We start from the raw sequence: 23,638 nt of genomic DNA, 5'->3' as shown, positions 1-23,638 counted from the left end.
GTAATCCCCAAAACTGACAAAAACGAAGCCCGCCGCCGCTCAGCGGTAGATGGCGGTGACCGGCTTCTCGCCGACGCGGGCGTAACCGCGGTACATGCCTTCCGTGTTGAACGGCAAGGCCACATTGCCCTGGGCGTCGACGGCGACCAGGCCGCCCTTGCCGCCGATGGTGGGCAGTTTTTCCATCACGACGCGGTCCGCCGCCGCTTCCAGCGAGGCGCCGCAATATTCCATCTGGGCCGCCACGTCGTAGGCGGCGACCATGCGGATGAACATCTCGCCGGTGCCGGTGGTGGACACGGCGCAGGTCTTGTTGCTGGCGTAGGTGCCGGCGCCGATCAGCGGCGCGTCGCCGACGCGGCCGACCTGCTTGTTGGTGATGCCGCCGGTGGAGGTGGCCGCGGCCAGGTTGCCCTGCGCGTCCACCGCCACGGCGCCCACGGTGCCGAACTTCTTGTCGGAATCCAGCGGATCGGCCGGCGCCGGCTGGCCGCGCGCGACCATGGCCTGGCCGTCGTGGTCCAGCACCGCCGCTTCCGGCGTTTCGCGCTGCACGCGCAGCAACTGCTCGCGGCGCGCCTCGGTGGAGAAGTACGACGGGTCGACGATTTCCAGGCCGGCGTCCTTGGCGAAGGTTTCGGCGCCCTCGCCCACGAACAGCACGTGCTTGCTGGTTTCCATGACCTTGCGCGCGGCGAACACCGGGTTGCGCACGCAGTTGACGTTGGCGATGGCGCCCGAACGCAGCGTGGCGCCGTCCATGATGGCGGCGTCCAGCTCATGGGTGCCGGCGCTGGTGAACACGGCGCCATGGCCGGCGTTGAACAGCGGGCAATCTTCCAGGAGACGCACGGCTTCGGTGACCGCGTCCAGCGCGCTGTCGCCACGGGCCAGCACGGCCTGGCCGGCGGTCAGGATGGATTCCAGCGCGCTCAGGTATTCCTGCTCTTTCTCGGGCGACATGGCCGCGCGGGACATCGCGCCGGCGCCACCGTGAATCGCGATCACGGGTTGAATCATCGTTTACCTACTCCATGGATGAGCCACGGCATCACGGACTGGGTCACCCCAGCGGCGGCCGCGACGGAATTCTTGGCCCGATAGGCCACCGCCGCCGACAGGGCCTCGATCAGGCCCAGCGCGGCGGTTTCGGAATTGGGGATCAGCTGGCGCGTGGACACGGCGTACAGCACCACCGACGCGGTCGGCGCCAGCGGCGAGGTGGGCTTGTCAGTCAGCACCAGCACCGGCACGCCGGCCTGCTTGGCGGCGCCCGCCAGGGTCACGGTGTCGGCCAGGTAGCGCGGAAAGCCGATCGCGATGACCAGATCCTTGCTGGTCATGCGCGACATCTGGCGCGCCGCATGCGATACGCCGCCCGGACCGGCCAGCGACTCGACCGAATGCAGGTGCATGCACAGGCCGCGCTGCAGCATGCCGGCCAGGAAACCACTGGCGCCGAAGCCGATGATGAAGACGCGGTCGGCGGCCAGGATGGCCTGGACCGCCTGTTCACAGGCGGCGGCGTCCAGGCTCTGCAGGTTGCGCTGGGCGTTGCGGATGTCTTCTTCGAGCGTGGCGGCGAAGATCTGCACCGCGCTGGCCGAATGCGCCAGCTCGGTGCGCAGCTTCTCGACCGGCTCCAGCGCGGCTTCGAAGCCACGCGCCAGTTCGGCGCGGAATTGCGGATAGCCTGGCAGGTCCAGGGCGCGCGCGAACCGGTTGGCGGTCGCCACCGACACCCCCGCCGCCGCCGCGAATTCGTCGATGGTCATCGTGGCCACGCGGAACTGGTGCGCCAGGACGTACTCGGCCATCTTGTGCTGCTTGCGGCTCAGCGCGGGCTGGGCCCGGGCGATCCGATCAGCAATCGTGAGTGCGGCCTTGTTCATCGAAAGTGGGAGGGGGAGCGTAGCGGGGGTTTATGTAAATCTGTTTACACACAAATTTTAGATAAGAAAATTCATTTTCATACTAAGGGTATACCCGTGAATTTATGTAACAGTGCATCAAAAGAAACGGGGTCGGTTTGAGGTACGCTAACCGCCCTGCCCCACCCACCCTTTTCGGACTATCTCGAATGCCCGCCTGGACCTGCAAACCCCACGCCGAACTGACCCTGGCCGAGCTGTACGCCGTGCTGCGCCTGCGCTCGGAAGTCTTCGTGGTGGAACAGAATTGCGTCTTCCTCGACCTGGACGGCAAGGACCTGCTGGGGCAGACGGAACACCTGATGGCATGGGAAAACGGCGAGCTGCTGGCCTATTGCCGCCTGCTGGAACCGGCGCTCAATGACGGCCAGGCGGTCATCGGCCGCGTCATCACGGCGCCTGCGGCACGCGGCACGGGCCTGGGCCACGAGCTGATGCGCCGCGCCAAGGACGAAGTGGCGCGGCTGTGGCCCGGCGCGCCGGTCTACCTGGGCGCGCAGGCCCGGCTCAAGGGCTACTACGGCGGCCACGGCTTCGTGCCGGTGACCGACGAATACATCGAGGACGGCATCCCCCACGTCGGCATGCTGCTGCGGGAATCGGCCTGAACGGCCATCCCGCGCGCCGCCGTCCCAAATGAAAAACGCCCCTTGCGGGGCGTTATTCATGATGCCTTGGCGGCGGATTACTTGACCGCCGACACGTCCAGCTTGGCGAGCGTCTTGGACTGGATCTCGTCCACGGTGACGCCCGGCGCCGTTTCCAGCAGCTTCAGGCCCTTGTCGGTGACTTCCATCACGCCCAGGTCGGTGATGATCAGGTCGACCACGCCCACGCCCGTCAGCGGCAGGTTGCATTCGGGCAGCAGCTTGATGTCCTCGGTGCCGTCTTTCTTCTTGGCCACGTGTTCCATCAGCACGACCACGCGGCCGACACCGGCCACCAGGTCCATCGCGCCGCCCATGCCCTTGACCATCTTGCCCGGGATCATCCAGTTGGCCAGGTCGCCCTTTTCGGACACCTGCATCGCGCCCAGGATGGCCAGGTTGATCTTGCCGCCGCGGATCATCGCGAACGAGTCGGCCGACGAGAAGATCGACGAGCCGGGCAGCGTCGTGACCGTCTGCTTGCCGGCGTTGATCAGGTCGGCGTCGACCTCGGCGTCGGTCGGGAACGGGCCGATGCCCAACAGGCCGTTTTCGGACTGCAGCCAGACTTCGACGCCCTTGGGCACGTGATTGGCCACCAGGGTCGGCAGGCCGATACCCAGGTTCACGTAAAAACCGTCTTGCAGCTCGCGCGCGGCGCGCGCCGCCATTTCATCGCGGGACCATGCCATGTCGTCTTCTCCTTAGGCCGGGCGAGTGGTGCGTTGTTCGATGCGCTTTTCCGGATTGGCGTTCAGCACGATCCGGTGCACATAGATGCCGGGCAGGTGGATCTGGTCGGGGTCCAGGCTGCCGGTGTCGACGATCTGCTCGACCTCGACCACGGTGAACTTGCCGGCCATCGCCACGTTCGGGTTGAAGTTGCGCGCCGTCTTGCGGAACACCAGGTTGCCGCTGCGGTCGGCGATGTGCGCCTTGACCAGCGACACGTCCGGCACCAGCGAGCGTTCCATCACGTATTGCTGGCCGTCGAATTCGCGGATTTCCTTGCCGTCGGCGACGATGGTGCCCACGCCGGTGCGGGTGAAGAAGGCCGGGATGCCGGCGCCGCCAGCGCGCAGCTTCTCGGCCAGCGTGCCCTGCGGCGTGAATTCGAGCTCGAGTTCGCCCGACAGGTACTGGCGTTCGAATTCCTTGTTCTCGCCCACGTACGACGCGATCATCTTGCGGACCTGGCGCGTATTGAGCAGCTGGCCCAGGCCGAAGCCGTCGACGCCCGCGTTGTTGCTGACGCACGTAAGATCCTTCACGCCCGAATCGCGCAGCGCGGCGATCAGGGCCTCGGGAATGCCGCAGAGGCCGAAACCGCCGACGGCGATCATCTGGCCGTCCTTGACGATGCCTGCCAGCGCCTCCTGGGCGCTTGCAAAAACCTTGTCCATCGCTCCAACTCCTAGTTAAGGTCGAACTGAAGAGAGTCCGCCCGCCTGCCGGAACGCATGCCTCGAGGAGGCGGGCGATCCTGGGTGGACCCTGTTTTACTTGGGGCGCGGCTGCCGGTTTCGCGGCCCGGCGGCATCGCGGCGTGGCCCGATACCTGCTGGTTCGCGGCGCCGAGGGTGGCGCGCCCTGTCATTCGTATTGTGGTTCTGTCCTGGATTTTAACGGCATGGCCGGCAAATGCGGGCGCCGTTTCAAACGCCGCATTGAAGTCGGACTGCCGCCGCTCCCTTGCGCTAGGCGGCCGGCTGGAACTGCGTGGCCATTTTCGCCAGCACTTCGGGCGGCCACGGGGCGGACGTATTGGCCACGTAATCCATCCACACCAGTACGTTGCGGCCGCGGGCGTATGGGCCGCCATCATCGCCGACCTTCTCGAGCAGCAGCTCGAATTCGGCGCTGGAACGGCCGATACGCGTCACCTTGTGCGTCACGCGCACGGTCGCCGGATAGGTCAACGGGCGCAGGAAATCGCAGGATGCGTGGGCCAGGATGGCGCCGTCGTCGGCCGGCAATTCGAAGCCCGCGTCATACAGGATCTGCATGCGCGCCTCTTCCATGAGGCGGAAATACAGCGTGTTGTTGAGATGGTTCAAGGCGTCGGAATCGCCCCAACGCAAAGGCAAATCCACCTGGTGGGTATCGCCCACCGTCAGAATCCGCGCAGACAGTGTGTCCGGGTTCACCAAATACTCCTGATGGCTGAAAGAAATGCGAAGACGTGCAAGGTCTCCGCCTGCAATACAATCGCCGATAATACTTCCAGCCATATATGGAATACATACGGGGAGCTTTGCAATGTCTGAACGCGAGTCGATGGAATATGACGTGGTCGTGGTTGGCGGGGGTCCTGCCGGCCTGGCCACCGCTATCCGTCTGAAGCAGCTGGCCGCTGAAAAGAACCAGGAAATCGGCGTCTGCGTCCTGGAAAAAGGCGCCGAGCTGGGCGCCCACATCCTTTCCGGGGCGGTGATGGACCCGCTGGCGCTGACCGAACTGATTCCCGACTGGAAAGACAAGGGCGCCCCGCTCAATGTGCCCGTGACGCAGGACAAGTTCCTGTTCCTGTCCGAGAACGGCGCGCGCGCCACGCCCAACTGGCTGCTGCCGCCCTGTTTCCACAATGAAGGCAACTACATCGTCCGCCTGGGCGACGTGGTCAAGTGGCTGGGCGAACAGGCCGAGGCGCTGGGCGTCGAGATCTTCCCGGGCTTTGCCGCGGTCGAGGTGCTGTACGACGAGAACGGCGCCGTGCGCGGCGTGGCCACCGGCGACATGGGCGTGGCCCGCGACGGCAGCCACACCGCCCACTACCAGCCCGGCATGGAACTGCACGCGCGCTATACGGTGTTCGCCGAAGGCGCGCGCGGCCAGCTCGGCCGCCAGTTGATCGAACGCTACAAGCTCGACGACGGCCGCGATCCGCAGGCCTACGGCATCGGCATCAAGGAAATGTGGGAGGTCGATCCGGCCCAGTCCAAGCCCGGCCTGGTGATCCACACCGCCGGCTGGCCGCTGGACGCCGACACCTACGGCGGCTCGTTCCTCTATCACCTGGACAACAATCTGGTCGCGGTCGGCATGATCGTCGGCCTGGACTACGCCAACCCCTGGCTGTCGCCGTTCGACGAATTCCAGCGCTACAAGACCCACCCCGCCATCCGCGGCACGTTCGAAGGCGGCAAGCGCATTGCCTACGGCGCGCGCGCCATCACCGCCGGCGGCCTGCTGTCGCTGCCCAAGCTGACCTTCCCCGGCGGCGTGCTGGTCGGCTGTGAGGCCGGCTTCCTGAACGCCTCGCGCATCAAAGGCAGCCACGCCGCCATCAAGTCCGGCAAGCTGGCCGCCGAAGCCGCGTTCGACGCGCTGGTGGCCGACCGCCGCCATGACGAACTGGCCGCCTATCCGGAAGCCTTCAAGAATTCCTGGCTGCATGCCGAACTGAACAAGGCCCGCAACTTCAAGCAGTGGTTCAAGAAGGGCCGCACCGTGGCCACGCTGATGACCGGCATCGAGCAACTGGTGTTCAAGGGCAAGATGCCCTGGACGCTGCGCCACAGCAAGCCGGATCACGCCTGCCTGCAGCCGGCCTCGCAGTGCGCCCGCATCGACTATCCCAAGCCCGACGGCAAGCTGACCTTCGACAAGCTCAGCTCGGTGTTCATCTCCAACACCAACCATGACGAGAACGAACCCGTCCACCTGACGCTGAAGGATCCTTCGGTGCCGGTGCAGGTCAACCTGGCCAAGTACGGCGGCCCGGAATCGCGCTACTGTCCGGCCGGCGTCTACGAGTTCGTCAAGGACGATCACGGCGACGATCGCCTGCAGATCAACGCGCAGAACTGCGTGCACTGCAAGACCTGCGACATCAAGGACCCGACCCAGAACATCGTCTGGGTGGCGCCGCAAGGCGGCGAAGGGCCGGTCTACAGCGGCATGTAGCAGGCGCCCGGTCATGGCGGAACGCGTGCTGTTCATCGGTTGCGGCGACCTTGGCCAGCGCGCCGCGCGCCGCCTGCTGGCGCGCGGCGACGCGGTCTACGCGCTGCGCCGCCATCCACCGGCGCACGACAGCAGCGGCATCCACTGGCTGCAAGGCGACATCACCCGCCCCGACGGCCTGCCGGCCTTGCCGGCGGGCATCACCCGCGTGATCCATGTGGCCACCGCCGGCGCGCGCGATCCGGCCGCCTATCGCGGCGTGTTCGTCGACGGACTGAACCACGTGCTGGATGCGCTCGACACGAACCAGGTCGAGCGCATCGTGTTCGTGTCATCCAGCGCGGTGTATGGCGAACATCACGGCGACTGGGTCGACGAAGACACCCCGACCGCGCCCCAGGGCTTCAACGGCCGCATCCTGCTCGAGGCCGAAGCGACGCTTGCCGCGCGCGCGATCCCGCACACTACCTTGCGGTTTGCGGGCCTCTATGGTCCCGGCCGCCTGCAGTTGATCGAGCGGTTGCGCGCGGGCAAGGCCAGCGCGCCGGTCGAGCCGCCGCACTGGGCCAATCGCATCCACATCGACGACGCCGCGGCCGCCATCGCGCACGTGGCGTTGCTGCCGGAGGCATCGCCGGTCTACATCGGCTGCGACGACACCCCCCTGCCGCTGCATGAACTCTATGCCGAACTGGCGCGGATGATCGGCGCGCCTTTGCCAGCAGACGGCCCGGCGCCCGCGGGCGTGGGCAGCAAGAAGCTCAGCAACGCCCGCCTGCGCGCCAGCGGGCTGGCGCTGCAATGGCCGGACTCGCGCGCCGGCTACGCCGCGCTGCTGGCCGACAGCATGCAGGCATAGTTCGGCCGCGGCCGAATCGTCGAGGGCGCGACGCGGCGATACTGGCCTGCCCTCCACCCGCCGCGCCGCCCATGTCCACGCCTTTCCCGACCGATCCGCTGCAGGCGGTCACGCACGCCGATCCCTATCCCTATTACGCCGCCCTGGCCCGTGACCGGCCGCTGTACCGGGACGCCCGGCTGGGCCTGTGGGTGGCCAGCGCCCCGGGGACGATCCGCGACATCATGCGTCATCCCGCCGCCCGCGTGCGGCCCATGGCCGAGCCGGTGCCCAGGGGCATCGCCGCGGGACCGGCGGGCCTGCTGTTCGGCCGCTTCCTGCGGATGAACGATGGTCCGCGCCAGGCCCGTCTCAAGGCGTTGTTCCGCGCGTTCCTGGCGCGGCAGGCGCCGCTGGCGCCCGCGCCCGACTGGCCGCGGCTGGAGATGGACACCGGATCGGCCGGCGCCATCGACCGCTACCTGCATGCAGCGCCCGTTTTTGCGCAAGCCTGTGCCCTCGGACTGCCCGGCGCCGTGGCCGCAGACTGCGCGCGCGAGGTCGGCGCGTTCCTCGCCGCCCTGCCGCCGGCCGCGCCTGAAGACCGGGTCGCCGCAGGGCACACGGCCGCCGAGCGCCTCCTGGCACGGTTGGGCGCCCACCTGGACGATCACGCCGCCAGCCCGGCCTTGCGCGAGCTGCGCGGCCGGGGCGCCGATGCCGGCCTGGAGCCGGCGCTGCTGGCCGCCAATCTGGCGGGCCTGCTGTTCCAGTCCTGTGAAGCCGGCGCCGGCCTGCTGGGCAATGCGCTGCTGCGGGCAGGCCGCCAGCGCGCCGGCGCCGCCCTGACGCTGGCGCAGGCATGGGAACTGGTCGACGCGACGCTGCGGCACGATCCTCCCATTCACAACACCCGTCGCTTCCTGGCCGGCCCCATCGAACTGGAGGGCCAGCTCATGCAGGCCGGCGAGACCGTGCTGCTGGCGCTGGCCGCGGCGGCCATGGCGCAGCCCGAGGCGCACTGGACCTTCGGCGCCCAGGGCCATGCATGCCCCGGGCGCGACGCGGCGCGCCGCGATGCGGCCGGCGCGCTGGTCCATCTGCTGCGCGCGGGCGTCGACGGCGCCCCTCTGGCGGCGCGCTTTCGCTACCGCCCCCTGCCCAATGCCCGCATTCCCCAATTTGATTTCACCGAGGAGCCCACCCCATGATCGCCGTGATATTCGAAGTCGAACCCGCCGCCGGCGACCCCGCGCCCTATCTGAACATCGCCGCGGGCCTGATCGACGAACTGAAGACGATCGACGGTTTTATCTCGGTCGAACGCTTCCAGAGCCTGGCCACGCCGGGCAAGCTGCTGTCGCTGTCGTTCTGGCGCGACGAAGATGCGGTCAAGCGCTGGCGCACGCTGGAATCGCACCGTCGCGCCCAGGAGGCAGGACGGGGCGGCGTGTTCGCCAACTATCGCCTGCGCGTCGCCCAGGTGCTGCGCGACTACGGCATGCACGAACGCGACCAGGCGCCGGGCGACAGCCGCGCCCGCCATGGCTGACGGCGCGCCGGTCCGTTACCATTGCTGCTCCGTCGCTGCCACGCCCATCCATGCCGCCTGCCGCTCCCGCCCGCCCCACTGCGCTTCAAGTCGATCTGGCGCGCCTGATCGCGCAGGACATCGTAGCGCGGCGCCACCCCCCCGGCGCCCACCTGTCCGAGGAAGCGTTGGCGGCGGGCTACGAGGTCTCGCGCACGCCGGTGCGCGGCGCGCTCAGGCTGCTGGCCGCGCAGGGATTGATCACGCACCGCCCCAACAGCGGCTACACCGTGGCCGAAAACGCCGCCTTGGCCTCGCCCGCGATCACCGGTGCGGGTCCGACCCAGGATGAACTCTACCGCCGCCTGATCGCCGACCGCGCCAGGCGCGCATTGCCCGAGCAGTTCACGGAACGCGAGCTGCTGCAGCGCTATCCCGCGCCCCGCAGTGTGCTGGCCAAGGCCCTGCTGCAATTGTCGGCCGACGGCCTGCTCGAAAAGCGCAAGGGCCACGGCTGGCAGTTCGCGCCATCGCTGGAAAACCGCGAAGCGCTCGACGAAAGCTACCGCTACCGCATGATCATCGAATGCGCCGGCCTGCTGGAGCCGACCTTCAAGCTCGACCGCGACGCCCTGGCGCGCATGCGCGCGGCCCACGAAGCGCTGGTCCAGCGCGGCGATGGCGAGATCTCGGCCACCGAATTCTTCGGCCTGAATGCCTCGTTCCACGAAATGCTGGCGCGCTGCTCCGGCAACCGCTACATCCTGCAGGCGGTGCAGCAGCAGAACCAGCTGCGCCGGCTGGAGGAACACGCCGCGTTCCACCGCGATGCGCGCTTTCTCGATTCCAGCAACGAGCACCTGCGCATCATCGCCGCGCTGGAGGCCGGCGACCAGGAAGGCGCCGCGCAACTCATGCGCGAACACCTGCAGACCTCGCTGCGGCAATCCTGATCCCCCCAACTCCCGGGCCATCGCCCCGTCTTTTTCCGTTCCACCTGCTTCGTCTACGCATTTACCAGCGGGCCACCCTCCGCGGGGACTGCGGAGACGACGGTCGCGCCAGATCCGGCTCGCACACCCAAAATTGTATTTTTCTTTTTATTAATACAAAATAGGTACACCTGAACTCCCTTGAAGCAGGAAGCCCATGCCCTCGTCCGCGCCTCTTTCGTCGTCTCCCCTCAATACCGACGCCTATTGGATGCCCTTCACCGCCAACCGGCGCTACAAGCGCGATCCGGTGCTGTTCAGCGCGGCCGAGGGCATGCACTACATCCGCCCCGACGGCCGCCGCGTGCTGGACGGCATCGCCGGCCTGTGGTGCGTCAACGCCGGCCATCGGCGCGCGGAGATCATCGAGGCCATCGCGCGCACCGCCCACGACCTGGACTATGCGCCGTCATTCCAGATGAGCCATCCCCTGGCATTCGAACTGGCCGAAAGGCTGTGCCAGCAAGCGCCGGCCGGCTACTCGCAAGTGTTCTTTTCGAACTCCGGTTCCGAGGCGGTCGACACCGCCCTCAAGATCGCGCTGGGCTATCACCGCGCGCGCGGCGAAGGCCAGCGCGTGCGCCTGATCGGCCGCGAACGTTCGTATCACGGGGTGGGCTTCGGCGGCCTGTCAGTGTCGGGCATCGGCGGGCATCGCAAGCCCTTCGGCAACCTGCTGCCCTATGTCGACCACCTGCCGCATACCTATGACCGCGAACAGATGGCCTACAGCCGCGGCCAACCGGACTGGGGCGCACACCTGGCCGATGCGCTCGAACGCATCGTCGCGCTGCATGACGCCTCGACCATCGCCGCCGTCATCGTCGAGCCGGTGGCGGGTTCCACCGGCGTGCTGGTGCCGCCGCGCGGCTACCTGCAGAAGCTGCGCGAGATCTGCGACCGGCACGGCATCCTGTTGATCTTCGATGAAGTGATCAGCGCCTTCGGGCGCGTCGACGGCGCCTTCGCCGCGGCCCATTTCGGCGTCACGCCGGACCTTATCACCAGCGCCAAGGGCCTGACCAACGGCGCCATCCCGATGGGCGCCACGCTGGTGCGCCAGCACGTCCACGACGCCTTCATGCAAGGCCCAGACAACGCCATCGAACTGGCCCATGGCTACACCTACTCGGGCCATCCGGTGGCGTGCGCGGCCGCCCTGGCCACGCTCGACATCTGCCATCGCGAAGGCTTGTTCCAGCGCAGCCGCGAACTCGGACGCTATTGGGAAGACGCGGCCCACAGCCTCAAGGGCCTGCCGCACGTGGTGGATATCCGCAACATCGGCCTGCTGGCCGCGATCGAACTGGCGCCCGAGGCCGGCAAGCCCGGTCAGCGCGGCTATGCGGCACACCAGGCCTGCCTGGAACGCGGCTGCCTGATCCGCGCCGCCGGCGACACCATGCTGCTGTCGCCCCCGCTCATCATCGAGCGCGCGCAGATCGACGAGTTGTTCTCGGTATTGGCCGACGTGCTGCGCGCGGGCGCCTGACGCCAGCCCTCATGGCCGCGCGGCCGGCCACGGCGGCATCAAGCCAGGTGACGCGCCACGGCCTCGATCACCCGGCGCACGTCGTCGCTGGACAGGTCCAGGTGCGTCACCATGCGCGTCGGGCCGCCATAGACGGCGCGCATCAGGATGCCGTCGGCCGCCAGCGCGGCGGTCAAGGCATCGCACCGCGCCGGCTCGAACTCCGCGAACACCATGTTGGTGTCCTGGCTCAGCACCCGCACGCCGGCGATGCCGCGCAGGCCTTCGGCCAGCAGGCGCGCGTTGGCGTGGTCTTCGGCCAGGCGCTCGACATTGTGTTCCAGCGCATACAGGCAGGCTGCCGCCAGCACGCCCGATTGGCGCAGGCCGCCGCCCAGCACCTTGCGCCAGCGGCGCGCGCGGGCGATCAGTTCGGCGCTGCCCACCAGCACGGAGCCGACCGGCGCGCCCAGTCCCTTGGAAAAGCAGATCGACACCGAATCGAACGGCGCGCACATCTCGGCCAGCGGCTTGCCGCTGGCCACCGCCGCGTTGAACACGCGCGCGCCGTCCAGGTGCGTGGCCAGGCCATGGGCGCGGGCCCAGTCGGTGGCGACGCGCACGTAGTCGGCGGGAATCAGCTTGCCGTGGAACGTGTTTTCCAGCGCCAGCAGGCGGGTGCGGGCAAAGTGGGGATCGCCTTCGGGCTTGAGAGCGGCCGCCAGCTTTTCCAACGGCAGCGTACCGTCCTCGGCGTGTTCGATGGGTTGGGGCTGGATGCTGCCCAGCACCGCCGCGCCGCCGCCTTCGTATTTGTAGGTATGCGCCTGCTGGCCCACAAGATACTCATCGCCCCGCTCGCAATGCGCCATCAGCGCCGCCAGATTGCTCTGCGTGCCCGACGGGAAGAACAGCCCGGCGGCCTTGCCCGCGCGTTCGGCCACGGCTTGCTGCAGCTGGATGACGGTGGGATCATCGCCCATCACGTCATCGCCCAGCGGCGCGCTGACCATGGCCTGCAACATGGCCGGGGACGGCCGGGTGACGGTATCACTGCGCAAATCGATCATGAAGCTTCCTTGAGGGAAAACGGAATCCGGTAAACGGGCCGGTCAGCCCGCGCGCGCGGCGGGCGCCGCGCGGCTCACGACAAAAATGCCGGCGAGAATCAAGGCCATGCCGCCCAACTCGACCGGCGACGGACGCTCGGACAGCACCGCCCACGCCATCAGCATCGCCACCACCGGCACGCCCAGGCTGGACAGGCCGGCGATCGAGGCCGGCACGCGCCGCACCACCTGCAGCCACAACAGCCAGCCGGCGGCCGTGGCGATCAGGACGATATAGACCATGCCGGTCCACAGTTGCCAGCCCCACTGCGCCGGGATCTGCGGCACCAGCCACGCCACCGGCGTCATCACCAGTCCGCCAAACAGCATCTGCCAGGCCGTGAAGGTCATCACGTCGGGCGCATGGCGCTCGAACATGCGCTTGGACAGCACCGTGCCCACGCCCCAGCACAGGCCGCTGCCCAGCCCCAGCAGCACCGGCCGCAGCTCGCCCACGCCGTGCCACGGTTCGATGAACAGCACCAGGCCGATCGCGGCCAGGCCGATGCCGACGCCGTGGCGGGCCGTCGGCCGCTCGCCCAGCAAACCCCAGGCGAACAGCACCACCCAGAACGGCATGGTATAGGCCATCAACGACACCTTGCCGACACCGCCGGACACCAGCGCGGTCTGCACGAAGCCCTGGAAGCCGGCGGTCTGGGTCAGGCCGATCAGCAAGGTCAGCTTCCAGGACGGCAAGCCGAGCGGCCGCCGGGTGGCGGCGGCCAGCGCGAACAACACCAGCGCGCCGGTCACGTAGCGCAGCGCCACGAAATCGAAGGGGCCGATGTAGGGCACGATCAGCTTCATCGCGATCCAGCTACCCGCCCACACGAGGATGGTGCTGAACATCAGGGCAAGCCCTGCGCGATCGAAACTGCTGCGGCTCACGGCGGCGTCTCCGGTGGAAGATTGAACGGGAAAACTTGAATGGAAAAAACGACGATGCCCATGCCGGCAAACCGGCATGGGCACCTCACATTATGCTCCCGTCGAGGCGGGAACCGTCCACGCCGTCCGCATGACGGACGGCGCGCCCCGCCTTACAGCGGCTTGGACAGCTGTTCCAGGATGGCGGGATTTTCCAGCGTCGACACGTCCTGCGTCACTTCCTCGCCCTTGGCCACCACGCGCAGCAGGCGGCGCATGATCTTGCCGGAGCGGGTCTTGGGCAGGTTGTCGCCGAAGCGGATGTCCTTGGGCTTGGCGATCGGGCCGATTTCCTTGGCCACCCAGTCGCGCAGCGTCTTGGCGATGGCCTGGGCGTCGGCGCCTTCGGGACGAGCGCTCTTGAGCACCACGAAGGCCACCACGGCCTCGCCGGTGGTGTCGTCGGGACGGCCGACCACGGCGGCCTCGGCCACCAGTTCGTGCGCGACCAGCGCCGACTCCACCTCCATCGTGCCCAGGCGGTGGCCCGACACGTTCAGCACATCGTCGATGCGGCCCATGATCCAGAAGTAGCCGTCCGCATCGCGCTGCGCGCCGTCGCCGGCCAGGTAGTAACCGCGCAGTTCCGACGGGAAGTAGCTCTTCTTGAAGCGCTCCGGGTCGCCCCAGATGTTGCGGATCATCGCCGGCCACGGGCGCTTGATCACCAGGAAACCGCCATTGCCCTGGTCGACGTCGCCGCCGGTCTCATCGACGATGGCGGCGGCGATGCCCGGCAGCGGCAGCGTGCACGAACCCGGCTTGGTCGGGGTGGCGCCCGGCAGCGGCGTGATCATGTGGCCGCCGGTCTCGGTCTGCCACCAGGTGTCGACGATGGGGCAGCGCTCGCGGCCGACGTTCTTGTGATACCAGATCCAGGCCTCGGGGTTGATGGGTTCGCCCACCGTGCCGATGATGCGCAGGCTGTCCAGGTCGTACTTGGACGGATGGGTCTCGGGCGCGGCCTCGGCGGCCTTGATCAGCGAGCGGATCGCGGTGGGCGCGGTGTAGAAGGTGGTGACCTTGTGACGCGCGATCATGTCCCAGAAGCGGCCGGCGTTGGGGAACGTCGGCACGCCTTCGAACACCACCTGCGTCAGGCCCGCGGCCAGCGGGCCGTAGGTGATGTAGGTGTGGCCGGTGACCCAGCCCACGTCGGCCGTGCACCAGTAGACGTCGTCCTTGCGCGCGTCGAAGGTCCACTTGACGGTCAGCAGCGCCCACAGCAGGTAGCCGGCGGACGAGTGCTGCACGCCCTTGGGCTTGCCGGTGGAGCCGGACGTGTACAGGATGAACAGCGGATGCTCGGCGTTGACCGGCACCGGTTCGCAGGTGTCGGCCTGGCCGGCCTCGACGTCGTGCATCCAGAGATCGCGGCCTTCGTTCCAGGCGACCTTGCCGCCGGTGCGGCGGTAGACGATGACGCGCGTGACGGCGTCGCAGCCGCCCATGGCGATGGCTTCCTCCACCGCCGGCTTGAGCGGGATGGTCTTGCCGCCGCGCACCTGTTCGTCGGCGGTGATGACCAGCGAAGCGCCGACGTCGACGATGCGCTCCTGCAGGCTCTTGGCCGAGAAGCCGCCGAACACCACCGAATGCGTCACGCCCAGGCGGGCGCAGGCCTGCATGGCCACCACGGCCTCGATCGACATGGGCATGTAGATGATGGCGCGGTCGCCCTTCTTGTAGCCCAGCTTGGCGATGCCGTTGGCGAAGCGGCACACGCGCGCCAGCAGTTCGCGGTAGCTGACCTTGGTGACCTTGCCGTCATCGGTCTCGAAGATGATGGCGGTCTTGTCGGCGTTGCCGTTGGTCAGGTGCACGTCCAGGCAGTTGGCCGAGACGTTCAGTTCGCCGTCGCCGAACCAGCGGTAGAACGGCGCGTTGGACTCGTCCAGCACCTCGGTGAACGGCTTGGTCCATTGCAGGTTGTCGCGGGCCTGGCCGGCCCAGAAACCGTCGAAATCCTTCTCGACCTGCGCGCACAGCGCGTTGTACGCGTCCATGCTGGGAATCGCGGCGCCCTGCGCCGCGCGCTCGGGCGGCGGGAATACCCGGGTTTCCACCAGTACGGACTCAATAGCATTCGACATGATCTTGTCTCCAATCTGTGATTCTGTTGTTGATGCCGCTTTTATCTGACTGCCACTCGCAACCGTATCGCCGCGCTCTTACGGGCACCTTACGCAAAATACGGGCCATAAGCCCGTATTCCGCAGGAACGTGCGCCAATCGTGGCGGCAACGGCATCGACAACCGACAACGCAATACGCAACCCGCCGGATGCCGCCGCGCCGCGAGGCGCCGCGGCGGCATCCGGGACTTCATAAGAATATCAGTTGCGGCGACCGCACGCGCCCTTACGCGGCGCGGCGCGCCAGGCCGCGCGCCATGTCCACGCGCGACAGCAGGACCAGGCCGCCGACAAAGAACAGTCCGGTCACCAGGATCGCCAGGCGGTGGTTGCCATGCGTGCCCCAGGTCACCAGACCGTAGGTCAGCGGTCCGATGACCGCGGCCAGCTGCACCGCGAACGTCCACAGCGAGAAGAACTCCGCCAGGCGCCCCGTCGGCGCCAGCGCGCCGGTCATGGCGCGGCCCGCGCTCTGGGTCGTGCCCATGCACAAGCCGGCCAGCGTCGCGGCCACCCAGAACACCGGCGCCGTCACCGCGGCGTAGGCCACCAGTACCATCAGGATCCAGCCGCACAGCGTGATCGCCAGCGCCGGCTTGTGGCCGATGCGATCCTGCACATAGCCGAACGAGAACGCGCCGGCCGCCGCGCCGATGTTCACGGTGAACACCAGCAGCATGATCTGCGGCGTGGTGAAACCCATGACCTCCGAGGCATACACCGCGGCAAGCGTGATCACCACCGAAATGCCGGCCTGATAGCAGGCGATGCACATCAGCAGCCGGCGGAACTCGGGAAAATGCTGGCCGGTCTCGCGCCAGGCGTAGGCCAGCCGCTTGAGCATGGCCAGCGCCGCCTGCGGCTCGCCGGATGGCCGCGCGCGTTCGCGCAGCAGGAAGAACGAGGGCAGCGCCGCCAGCGCGAACACCGCGCAGGTCACCAGGATGACGCGCGGCACGAAGTGCTCGGCGTCGAGCCCGTCGGCCTCGGCCAGTTTCACCACCACCAGCGACAGGCCCAGGGTCAGCATGCCGCCGCAGTAGCCGAAGCTCCAGCCCCAGCCCGACACCCGCCCCAGCGCCGACGGCTTGGCCAGTTCGGGCAGGAACGCCGCCACCACGGACTCGCCGACGCAGTAGCAATAGTTGGAGACAACGATGGCGGCCAGCGCCAGCCAGACGTCGCCCGGCCCGGCCTGGGTCAGCACCAGCGTGGCCGCCACGCAACCGATGGTGCTGCTGTAGAGCAGCCGCCGCTTGCCGGCGCGGGCGTCGGCGCGCGCGCCCAGCGTGGGCATCGTCAACATGATGAGCAGGTAGGACAGCGACAGCGCCGCGGTCCAGGCCAGCGTGGCCCACGGCGCGCGGCCGCCGACCACACCGACGAAATACGTGCTGAACACCGCCGTGAGGATCACGGTGGTGTAGCCGGAATTGGCGAAGTCGTACATGGCCCAGGCCCAGACCTCGCGCTTGGCCACGCCGGGGTTCAGCGGACTGCCGTCCGCCTCCCCGCCGGCGGACGCGGCGGCGCCGGCGGGCGCCTGCCGCGGCGTTTCCTGGCTCACAGGCCCAGCGCGGCGATGCCAGCCTGGGCGATCTGGGCGTCTTCGGTCGACTTCACGCCCGACACGCCGACCGCGCCCACCACCTGGCCATTGGCCACGATCGGCACACCGCCTTCCAGCATGCCTTCGATCAGCGGGGCCGACAGGAAGGAATAGCGGCCGTTGTTGATGATCTCTTCGTAGATGCGCGATTCACGGCGGCCCAGGGCCGCGGTCTTGGCCTTGGCCGGCGCGATGTGCGAGGAAATGGGCGCGGCGTCGTCCAGCCGCAGCATGCCCAGCAGGTGGCCGCCGTCGTCCGACACGGCGATGGTGACTGCCCACTTGTTCTGCAGGGCGTGTGCCTCGGCCGCGGCCAGGATCTTCTTGACGTCTTCGGCGGTCAGCACGGGTTTGGTGTTCATTGCAGCGACTCCTTGATCTGTTCTAGGGCGGTGGGATCTTCGATCGTGGTCAGGTCGCCGGGATCACGGCCTTCGCATACCGCGACGATCGCGCGGCGCAGCACCTTGCCCGAGCGGGTCTTGGGCAACGCGCCGACGAACCGGATGCGGGCGGGCCGCGCCACGGCTCCCAGCTGATCTTCCACCAGCCGCATGATATCCGCTTCCAGCTGCTTTGCGCCCTCCGGCGTTTCGGCCGCGGCGGGATTCTTCAGCACCGCGAACGCCATCGCCGCCTGCCCCTTGAGCGCATCGGCCACGCCCACCACCGCGCATTCGGCAATACCGCTGTGGCTGTTGACGGATTCCTCGATCTCGCGCGTGCCGAGCCGATGGCCGGCCACATTGATCACGTCGTCGGTGCGGCCTAGGATGAACCAGTAGCCATCCGCGTCGACCAGGCCCCAGTCGAAGGTGGAATACACCTGGCGCCCCGGGATCGACGTGAAATAGGTCTGGACGAAACGCTCGTCGTCGCCCCAGATGGTCGACATGGCGCCCGGCGGCAACGGCGGCACAATGGCGACCACGCCCTTCTGGTCAGGTCCCAGGTCCTCGCCGCTGGATTCGCTGACGATGCGCGCATCGAAGCCATAGACCGGGAACGACGGGCTGCCGAAGCGCGTCGGCACCTTTTCCACGCCCGGCTGCGCCGACAGGATCGGCCAGCCGGACTCGGTCTGCCAATAGTTGTCGATGATGGGCTTGCCCAGGCCTTCGGAAATCCACTGCGCGGTGGGTTCATCGAGCGGCTCGCCGGCCAGGTACACCGCGCGCAGCGAAGACAGGTCGTGCTTGCGCAGCAAGGCCGGGTCCTGGCGCTTGAGCACCCGCACCGCCGTCGGCGCCGAAAACAGCGTGTTGACGCCGAACTGCTCCACCAGCTTCCACAGGATGGCGCCGTCCGGGCGTACCGGCGTGCCTTCGTACAGCACCGTCGCCTGTCCGCCGATCAGCGGGCCATACACAATATAGGAATGCCCCACCACCCAGCCGATGTCGCTGGTGCAGAAGAACGTGTCGCCCGCCTTGCCGTTGAACAGGTACTCCATCGACGACGCCAGCGCCACGGCGTAGCCGCCGGTGTCGCGCTGCACGCCCTTGGGCTTGCCGGTGGTGCCGGACGTGTACAGGATGTAGCTGGGCTCGGACGACTCCAGCCATGCCACCGGCACGCGGGCGCCGCGCTGGGCGGCGCGCAGGGTGGCATAGTCCAGATCGCGGCCGGCCACCGGTTCGAACGGCGCCAGGCCGCGGTCGAACACCACCACCGAAGCCGGCGGCGTCTTGCACAGGGCCAGCGCCCGGTCCAGCAGCGGCTTGTAGGGCACCACCTTGCCGCCGCGCGAGCCGCCGTCCGTGCACACCACCACCTTGGGCGCGGCATCGTCGATGCGCTGCGCCAGGTTGACCGAGGCAAATCCGCCGAACACCACCGAGTGCACCGCGCCGATGCGGGCGCAGGCCAGCATGGTGAAGACCGCCTCGGGCACCATCGGCATGTAGAGCAGCACCCGATCGCCCCGCCCCACGCCCAGGTCCTGCAGCATGGCGGCTGCCGCGTTCACCTCTTCATAGACGTCCTGGCGGGTGTAGACCCGTTCGCGCTCGACCTCGGTGGAGACCCAGATCAACGCCGGTTTGTCGGCCTGGGTCGGCAGCCAGCGGTCGACGGCGTTGTAACAGAGGTTGGTCGTTCCGCCCACGAACCACTTGGCGAATGGGGGCCGCGAAAAATCCAGGACGGATTCGAACGGCGTTTCCCAGTGCACCCGATCGGCCTGCTCGCGCCAGAAGGCATCGCGGTCGTGCACCGAGCGGTAATGGAAATCCCTGGTTTTTTGCATTTTTGTCTCCTGTTATTGTGCATACGCCTTATGGCTGATTGCTTTCTTTTTGAATCCTTCGGTCATTTTGGTCGGCAAACCTTGCACCAGGCTTGCCGCAGGTCAAAAAATTCTGCCACGCGTCTACGCCGCACGGGCGCCGGGCTGGTTACAGTAACGAACCAGTCTTAAAAGTTTGGTAGAATCCCCGCGAAGTTGTACACAACATATCTGTTGGTTGGCTGCTTGATTTCAGCTATTCAGGTGTTTTTTAGCGTTTTTGACGCTTTATTACCCCGAAAAATGCGAAACAGGCGGCAACCTTCCCCAGGCGAATGCATCGACACTCCAAAAGCGCGCGACTGAATTCATCCTCTGGCCAGGCGAACCGCGGTCTGCGTTTGCTGGCGCTGGTGGCGTGCGTCGCGGGTCTGGCGGGTTGTGCAAGCACCAATCAAAAGTCCACCGCCTATACGTCCGAGATCGATCCCTACGAGACGGAATGGGTTGCCACCGCCGATGATCCCATCGGCATGCTGGTGGTGCAGAAATTCAAGCGCGAGCGCCAACGCAGCCACAGCGGTGTCAGCAGCGACAACGCCATGGTCAGCGAAGCCCTGAACTACCTGGGCATCCGCTACCGCTTCGGCGGCAGCTCCCCCGATACCGGCTTCGATTGCAGCGGCCTGGTGGCCTACACCGCCGAGCGCTCGCTGGGCCTGAAACTGCCCCGCAACGCCGCCGAGATCGCGCAGCAAGGCGTTTCCATCGCCAAGAACGAGCTCAAGGCCGGGGACCTGGTCTTCTTCAACACCATGGGCCGCCGCTATTCCCACGTCGGCATCTACCTGGGCGACGACCGCTTCGTGCATTCGCCCAGCTCCGGCGGCGTGGTGCGCGTCGAGAACATGACCATGGCGTACTGGTCCAAGCGTTACAACGGCGCCCGCCGCATCGACAACAGCCTGCTCGCCACGGCTCGCGCCGCCAACTGAACCCAAGCCCGCGCGAGCATTCTTGCGCCCTCGCGCGCTGCCCGCAATCCTCCATACGGCAAAACGCCGCCGGACCATTCCAGTCCGGCGGCGTTTTACATTCCTCTTCGCGACCTTTGGGGCCGCAGGCCGTTTCGGCCTCCCCAGTAATCGGTGCGTACGGCGGTCCGTACGACGGTCAGGCGCGGTATCAGTGAACCGCGGCTCCCGCAGCTCCTGCGCACAGGCCGCATTGCTGCAGGGCCTGCTGCATGCTGCACACCGAACGGCGACAAGCCACGACACGGATGCCACCGCGCTGCGCCGCGTTGCGGAAGGTCTTCATGACGTTGTGGCCCAGGAAGTCGGTCAGCAGGATGACCAACTGGGTGCCCGAGGGCAATTGCAACGTCTTCTTCTGATGCGAAGGATCACGGCCACTGATGTGGTGGGTGATCGAAATATTGTGTCCTTTGAGCAGATCCGGGATGTTGCCGAGCCTGTCGGCGCCCACTACCACTGCACTCAATCCTGCCGTCATGTTGAACCTCACTGGGTCGTTGAGACTGGATGTAATGATAATGATTCCTATTTTTTAGTCAACTCAAATGAGATCAGTTCTTATCTAATAATTTTTATGAGCTCGTCGAAAGGGATAGCGAGCCCCCCCCCTCTCCGGCCGCCCGCCATGCCCCTGCCACGGGCGTGCGGGCAAAAAAAACGGCTCCCCGGAAGGGGCGCCGCCTTTCGTCCGATTGCTCCGGCGCGCGGCCGGGCAGCCCTATTTCGGCGTGCCCTGCACCGCTTCCGTGACGACGGCGCGGGTCAGCGACGGCGCCAGCATTTCCAGGAACGTATAGACATAGTCCCGCAGGAACACCCCGGCCTTCACGCCGACGCGGGTGGTGTGCGTGCCGAACAGGTGCCCCACCGGCAAGCCCACCAGGCTGGAATCCCGACGCGGGTCATAGGCCACGCCCGCGATGATGCCGATGCCCAGGCCCACGTCGACGTAAGTCTTGATCACGTCCGCGTCGATCGCTTCTAGGACGATGTCCGGATGGATGCCCTGGTTGGCGAAGACCTCGTCGATCGTGCTGCGGCCGGTGAAGGCGCGGTCGTAGGTCACGATGGGGTATTCGGCCAATTGCGCCAGCGACAGGCGCTTGGCGGCGCTGGAGGTCAGCTCGGCCAGCGGATGGTCGGGCCGCACCACCACGGTGTGCTCCCAGGCGTAGACCGGCAGGGTGGCCAGGCCGGGCGTCAGCGCCAGCGATTCGGTCGCCAGCGCCAGGTCGGCCTGCTCGTGCAGCACCATTTCGGCCAGTTGCGCCGGGCTGCCTTCGGCCAGCGACAGATGCACCTTGGGAAATTGCTTGCGGAATGCCGGGATCACGCGCGGCAGCAGATAACGCGCCTGGGTGTGGGTGCAGGCGATCACCAGGCCACCCTCGTCGCGGCGCGCGAACTCGTCGCTGACCTTCTTGAGGTTGTCGACCTCGCGCATGATGCGGTCGATGACCTGCGAAACCGCCAGGCCGGGCTTGGTCAGCCCTTTGATGCGCTTGCCGTGGCGCTCGAAGATCTTGATACCGAGCTCGTCCTCGAACTCGATGATGGCCTTGGACACCCCCGGCTGGGAGGTATAGAGCATCCGGGCGGCTTCGGTCAGGTTGAAGTCGCGCCGGATGGTCTCGCGCACGAAACGAAATTGCTGCAGGTTCATGAATTGGCCCCTGATAGACGGGCCAATTATAAGTAATAAGGACGCCTTGTTATATGACTTATTTATATAAGCTTAGGACAAGGCGTCCCTGTTTCAGCGCATCGAGATCGTGGTGTTCACGGTCTTGGCATGGGCGGACCAGCGCGCCGTGACGGTCTTGGTCTGGGTCCAGAACTGCACCGCCTGCTTGCCGTTGGGACCCAGGTCGCCCAGCTTGGAACCGCGCGAACCGGTGAAGCTGAACCATGCCACCGGCACCGGGATCGGCACGTTGATGCCGACCTGGCCGACGTCGATGTTGTTCTGGAAGTAACGCGCCGCGCCGCCATCCTGCGTGAACAGGGCCACGCCGTTGCCGTTGGGGTTGCGGTTGATGAATTCCACCGCTTCTTCCAGCGTTTCCGCGCCGACCACGCACAGCACCGGGCCGAAGATTTCCTCGGTGTAGATGGTCATGTTCTCGGTGACGCCCTCGAACACGGTCGGGCCCACGAAGTTGCCCTGCTCGAAACCGGCGACCTTCAGATTGCGGCCGTCCAGCAGCAGTTTGGCGCCTTCGTCCACGCCCTTCTGGATCAGGCTTTCGACGCGCTTCTTGGCGTTCGGCGACACCAGCGGGCCCAGGTCGGCGGCGCGGTCCGTGCCGGAATTGACCTTGAGCTTCTTGGCGCGCTCGACGAAATCAGGCAGCCAGTTGCGGGCCTCGCCCACCAGCACGGCCACCGACGAGGCCATGCAACGCTGGCCTGCGGCGCCGAACGCGGCGCCCAGCAATTGGTTCAGCGCGACTTCCGGATCGGCGTCCGGCAGGATCACGCAGTGGTTCTTGGCGCCCATCATCGACTGGCAGCGCTTGCCGGCGGCCGAGGCGCGGTTGTAGATCTCGGTGCCGACGCGGGTCGAACCGATGAACGACACCGCCTTGATGTCGGGATGCTCGCACAGGCCGTTGGCCGTTTCCGGACCGCCATGCACCACGTTCAGCACGCCCGGCGGCAGGCCGGCTTCCAGCGCCAGCTGGGCCAGGAACAGCGACGAGGTCGGATCCTGCTCGGACGGCTTGAGCACGAAGGTATTGCCGCAGGCCACCGCGATGGGAAACATGAAGCACGGCAGCATCACCGGGAAGTTGAACGCGGTGATGCCCGCGCACACGCCCAGCGGCTGGATCAGCGTGTAGACGTCGATGCCCGAAGCGGCGTTCTCGGCGTACTCGCCCAGCTGCAGGTTGGCGATCGAGCAGGCGTGCTCGACCACTTCCAGGCCACGTCCGACTTCGCCCTCGGCGTCCGGCAGGGTCTTGCCATGCTCGCGGGTGATCATCTCGGCCAGCTTGGCGGTGTTGGCGCGCAGCAGCTCCTGGAACTTCAGCATGACGCGCATGCGCGCGCCCTGGCCGCTGTTGCGCCAGGTCTTGAAGGCTTCCTTGGAATTGGCGATGGCCTCGTCCAGTTCGGCGCGCGTGGCGAACGGCACCTTGGCCACGACTTCCTGGGTGGCGGGGTTGATCACGTCGCGCCATTCGGTGGTCTTGGACTGCACGAGCTTGCCGCCGATCAATAGCGGAACGCGGGGGACTTCACTCATTTGATGCTCCTCACAACTGCATAGTC

The 23,638-nt window shown here is 67.1% G+C and carries 22 protein-coding genes; 8 read left to right on the top strand and 14 right to left on the bottom strand.

Annotated features, from left to right (window positions below):
* Nucleotides 1-39: 39 nt before the first annotated feature.
* Entirely contained in the window at nt 40-1,020 is a 981-nt protein-coding gene (locus AC6CR5_RS27370; RefSeq protein WP_498085087.1) for an isoaspartyl peptidase/L-asparaginase family protein, read from the bottom strand.
* Nucleotides 1,017-1,892, bottom strand: coding sequence for a MurR/RpiR family transcriptional regulator (locus tag AC6CR5_RS27365; protein ID WP_006389333.1), 876 nt, complete (start codon nt 1,890-1,892; stop codon nt 1,017-1,019). The genes AC6CR5_RS27370 and AC6CR5_RS27365 overlap by 4 nt, the downstream gene beginning before the upstream one ends.
* Nucleotides 1,893-2,080: 188 nt before the next feature.
* On the opposite strand from AC6CR5_RS27365, the gene AC6CR5_RS27360 reads away from it, so the two are divergent.
* On the top strand, nt 2,081-2,539 hold the full coding sequence (locus AC6CR5_RS27360; RefSeq protein WP_006389332.1) for a GNAT family N-acetyltransferase: 459 nt from the start codon (nt 2,081-2,083) through the stop codon (nt 2,537-2,539).
* A gap of 77 nt (nt 2,540-2,616) precedes the next feature.
* Here the strand turns inward: AC6CR5_RS27360 and AC6CR5_RS27355 are convergent, their stop codons facing one another.
* The 3 genes from AC6CR5_RS27355 to AC6CR5_RS27345 all read right to left on the bottom strand — a co-directional run bounded on the left by AC6CR5_RS27355 (nt 2,617) and on the right by AC6CR5_RS27345 (nt 4,725).
* A complete protein-coding gene (locus tag AC6CR5_RS27355) occupies nt 2,617-3,270 on the bottom strand; it encodes a CoA transferase subunit B (protein ID WP_006389331.1) in 654 nt (217 codons plus the stop codon).
* 12 nt (nt 3,271-3,282) lie between these two features.
* Nucleotides 3,283-3,981, bottom strand: coding sequence for a CoA transferase subunit A (locus AC6CR5_RS27350; protein ID WP_006389330.1), 699 nt, complete (start codon nt 3,979-3,981; stop codon nt 3,283-3,285).
* 294 nt (nt 3,982-4,275) lie between these two features.
* The gene (locus AC6CR5_RS27345) at nt 4,276-4,725 is read right to left on the bottom strand and encodes an acyl-CoA thioesterase (protein WP_026382551.1); all 450 of its coding nucleotides are present in this window, start codon (nt 4,723-4,725) and stop codon (nt 4,276-4,278) included.
* Nucleotides 4,726-4,837: 112 nt separating this feature from the next.
* Here AC6CR5_RS27345 and AC6CR5_RS27340 point away from each other — a divergent pair, with 112 nt between their 5' ends.
* The 6 genes from AC6CR5_RS27340 to aptA all read left to right on the top strand — a co-directional run bounded on the left by AC6CR5_RS27340 (nt 4,838) and on the right by aptA (nt 11,337).
* A complete protein-coding gene (locus tag AC6CR5_RS27340) occupies nt 4,838-6,484 on the top strand; it encodes an electron transfer flavoprotein-ubiquinone oxidoreductase (RefSeq protein WP_006389328.1) in 1,647 nt (548 codons plus the stop codon).
* Between the two features lie 13 nt (nt 6,485-6,497).
* Nucleotides 6,498-7,343 carry an NAD-dependent epimerase/dehydratase family protein gene (locus AC6CR5_RS27335; protein ID WP_054445408.1) on the top strand — a complete coding sequence of 282 codons (846 nt, stop codon included), beginning with the start codon at nt 6,498-6,500 and terminating at the stop codon, nt 7,341-7,343.
* A gap of 71 nt (nt 7,344-7,414) precedes the next feature.
* Nucleotides 7,415-8,533: a cytochrome P450 family protein gene (locus tag AC6CR5_RS27330; protein WP_498085086.1), complete on the top strand. Its 1,119-nt coding sequence runs from the start codon at nt 7,415-7,417 to the stop codon at nt 8,531-8,533.
* Nucleotides 8,530-8,874 (top strand): antibiotic biosynthesis monooxygenase family protein, encoded by a 345-nt coding sequence (locus tag AC6CR5_RS27325; protein ID WP_498085085.1) that lies wholly within the window; start codon nt 8,530-8,532, stop codon nt 8,872-8,874. Before AC6CR5_RS27330 ends, AC6CR5_RS27325 begins: the two co-directional genes overlap by 4 nt.
* Nucleotides 8,875-8,924: 50 nt before the next feature.
* The gene (locus AC6CR5_RS27320; protein ID WP_498085084.1) at nt 8,925-9,806 is read left to right on the top strand and encodes a GntR family transcriptional regulator; all 882 of its coding nucleotides are present in this window, start codon (nt 8,925-8,927) and stop codon (nt 9,804-9,806) included.
* Nucleotides 9,807-10,002: 196 nt separating this feature from the next.
* Entirely contained in the window at nt 10,003-11,337 is a 1,335-nt protein-coding gene (aptA, locus tag AC6CR5_RS27315) for an omega-aminotransferase AptA (RefSeq protein WP_498085083.1), read from the top strand.
* A 38-nt stretch (nt 11,338-11,375) separates the two neighbouring features.
* Here the strand turns inward: aptA and ltaE are convergent, their stop codons facing one another.
* The 6 genes from ltaE to AC6CR5_RS27285 form a co-directional block, all read right to left on the bottom strand.
* The gene (ltaE, locus tag AC6CR5_RS27310; RefSeq protein ID WP_047992219.1) at nt 11,376-12,386 is read right to left on the bottom strand and encodes a low-specificity L-threonine aldolase; all 1,011 of its coding nucleotides are present in this window, start codon (nt 12,384-12,386) and stop codon (nt 11,376-11,378) included.
* A gap of 42 nt (nt 12,387-12,428) precedes the next feature.
* On the bottom strand, nt 12,429-13,316 hold the full coding sequence (locus AC6CR5_RS27305) for a DMT family transporter (RefSeq protein WP_133425106.1): 888 nt from the start codon (nt 13,314-13,316) through the stop codon (nt 12,429-12,431).
* 152 nt (nt 13,317-13,468) lie between these two features.
* Nucleotides 13,469-15,448 carry an acetate--CoA ligase gene (gene acs, locus AC6CR5_RS27300; RefSeq protein ID WP_020924669.1) on the bottom strand — a complete coding sequence of 660 codons (1,980 nt, stop codon included), beginning with the start codon at nt 15,446-15,448 and terminating at the stop codon, nt 13,469-13,471.
* Between the two features lie 267 nt (nt 15,449-15,715).
* A complete protein-coding gene (locus AC6CR5_RS27295) occupies nt 15,716-17,056 on the bottom strand; it encodes an MFS transporter (RefSeq protein ID WP_047992218.1) in 1,341 nt (446 codons plus the stop codon).
* Nucleotides 17,053-17,460, bottom strand: coding sequence for a heme-binding protein (locus tag AC6CR5_RS27290; protein ID WP_020924672.1), 408 nt, complete (start codon nt 17,458-17,460; stop codon nt 17,053-17,055). Before AC6CR5_RS27290 ends, AC6CR5_RS27295 begins: the two co-directional genes overlap by 4 nt.
* Nucleotides 17,457-19,346 (bottom strand): propionate--CoA ligase, encoded by a 1,890-nt coding sequence (locus AC6CR5_RS27285; protein ID WP_006389318.1) that lies wholly within the window; start codon nt 19,344-19,346, stop codon nt 17,457-17,459. The genes AC6CR5_RS27290 and AC6CR5_RS27285 overlap by 4 nt, the downstream gene beginning before the upstream one ends.
* 314 nt (nt 19,347-19,660) lie before the next feature.
* Here AC6CR5_RS27285 and AC6CR5_RS27280 point away from each other — a divergent pair, with 314 nt between their 5' ends.
* Complete coding sequence (locus tag AC6CR5_RS27280) at nt 19,661-20,320, top strand: C40 family peptidase (protein WP_026382559.1); 660 nt, start codon at nt 19,661-19,663, stop codon at nt 20,318-20,320.
* A gap of 190 nt (nt 20,321-20,510) precedes the next feature.
* Here the strand turns inward: AC6CR5_RS27280 and AC6CR5_RS27275 are convergent, their stop codons facing one another.
* The 3 genes from AC6CR5_RS27275 to AC6CR5_RS27265 form a co-directional block, all read right to left on the bottom strand.
* Nucleotides 20,511-20,840: a DUF2325 domain-containing protein gene (locus tag AC6CR5_RS27275; protein WP_006389316.1), complete on the bottom strand. Its 330-nt coding sequence runs from the start codon at nt 20,838-20,840 to the stop codon at nt 20,511-20,513.
* Nucleotides 20,841-21,080: 240 nt separating this feature from the next.
* Complete coding sequence (locus AC6CR5_RS27270; RefSeq protein WP_006389315.1) at nt 21,081-22,025, bottom strand: CysB family HTH-type transcriptional regulator; 945 nt, start codon at nt 22,023-22,025, stop codon at nt 21,081-21,083.
* A gap of 93 nt (nt 22,026-22,118) precedes the next feature.
* The gene (locus AC6CR5_RS27265; protein WP_020924676.1) at nt 22,119-23,612 is read right to left on the bottom strand and encodes a CoA-acylating methylmalonate-semialdehyde dehydrogenase; all 1,494 of its coding nucleotides are present in this window, start codon (nt 23,610-23,612) and stop codon (nt 22,119-22,121) included.
* Nucleotides 23,613-23,638 lie beyond the last annotated feature (26 nt).

Source organism: Achromobacter sp. EG18 (genome assembly GCF_059759395.1).
This window is presented reverse-complemented; position numbering and strand designations above follow the sequence as displayed.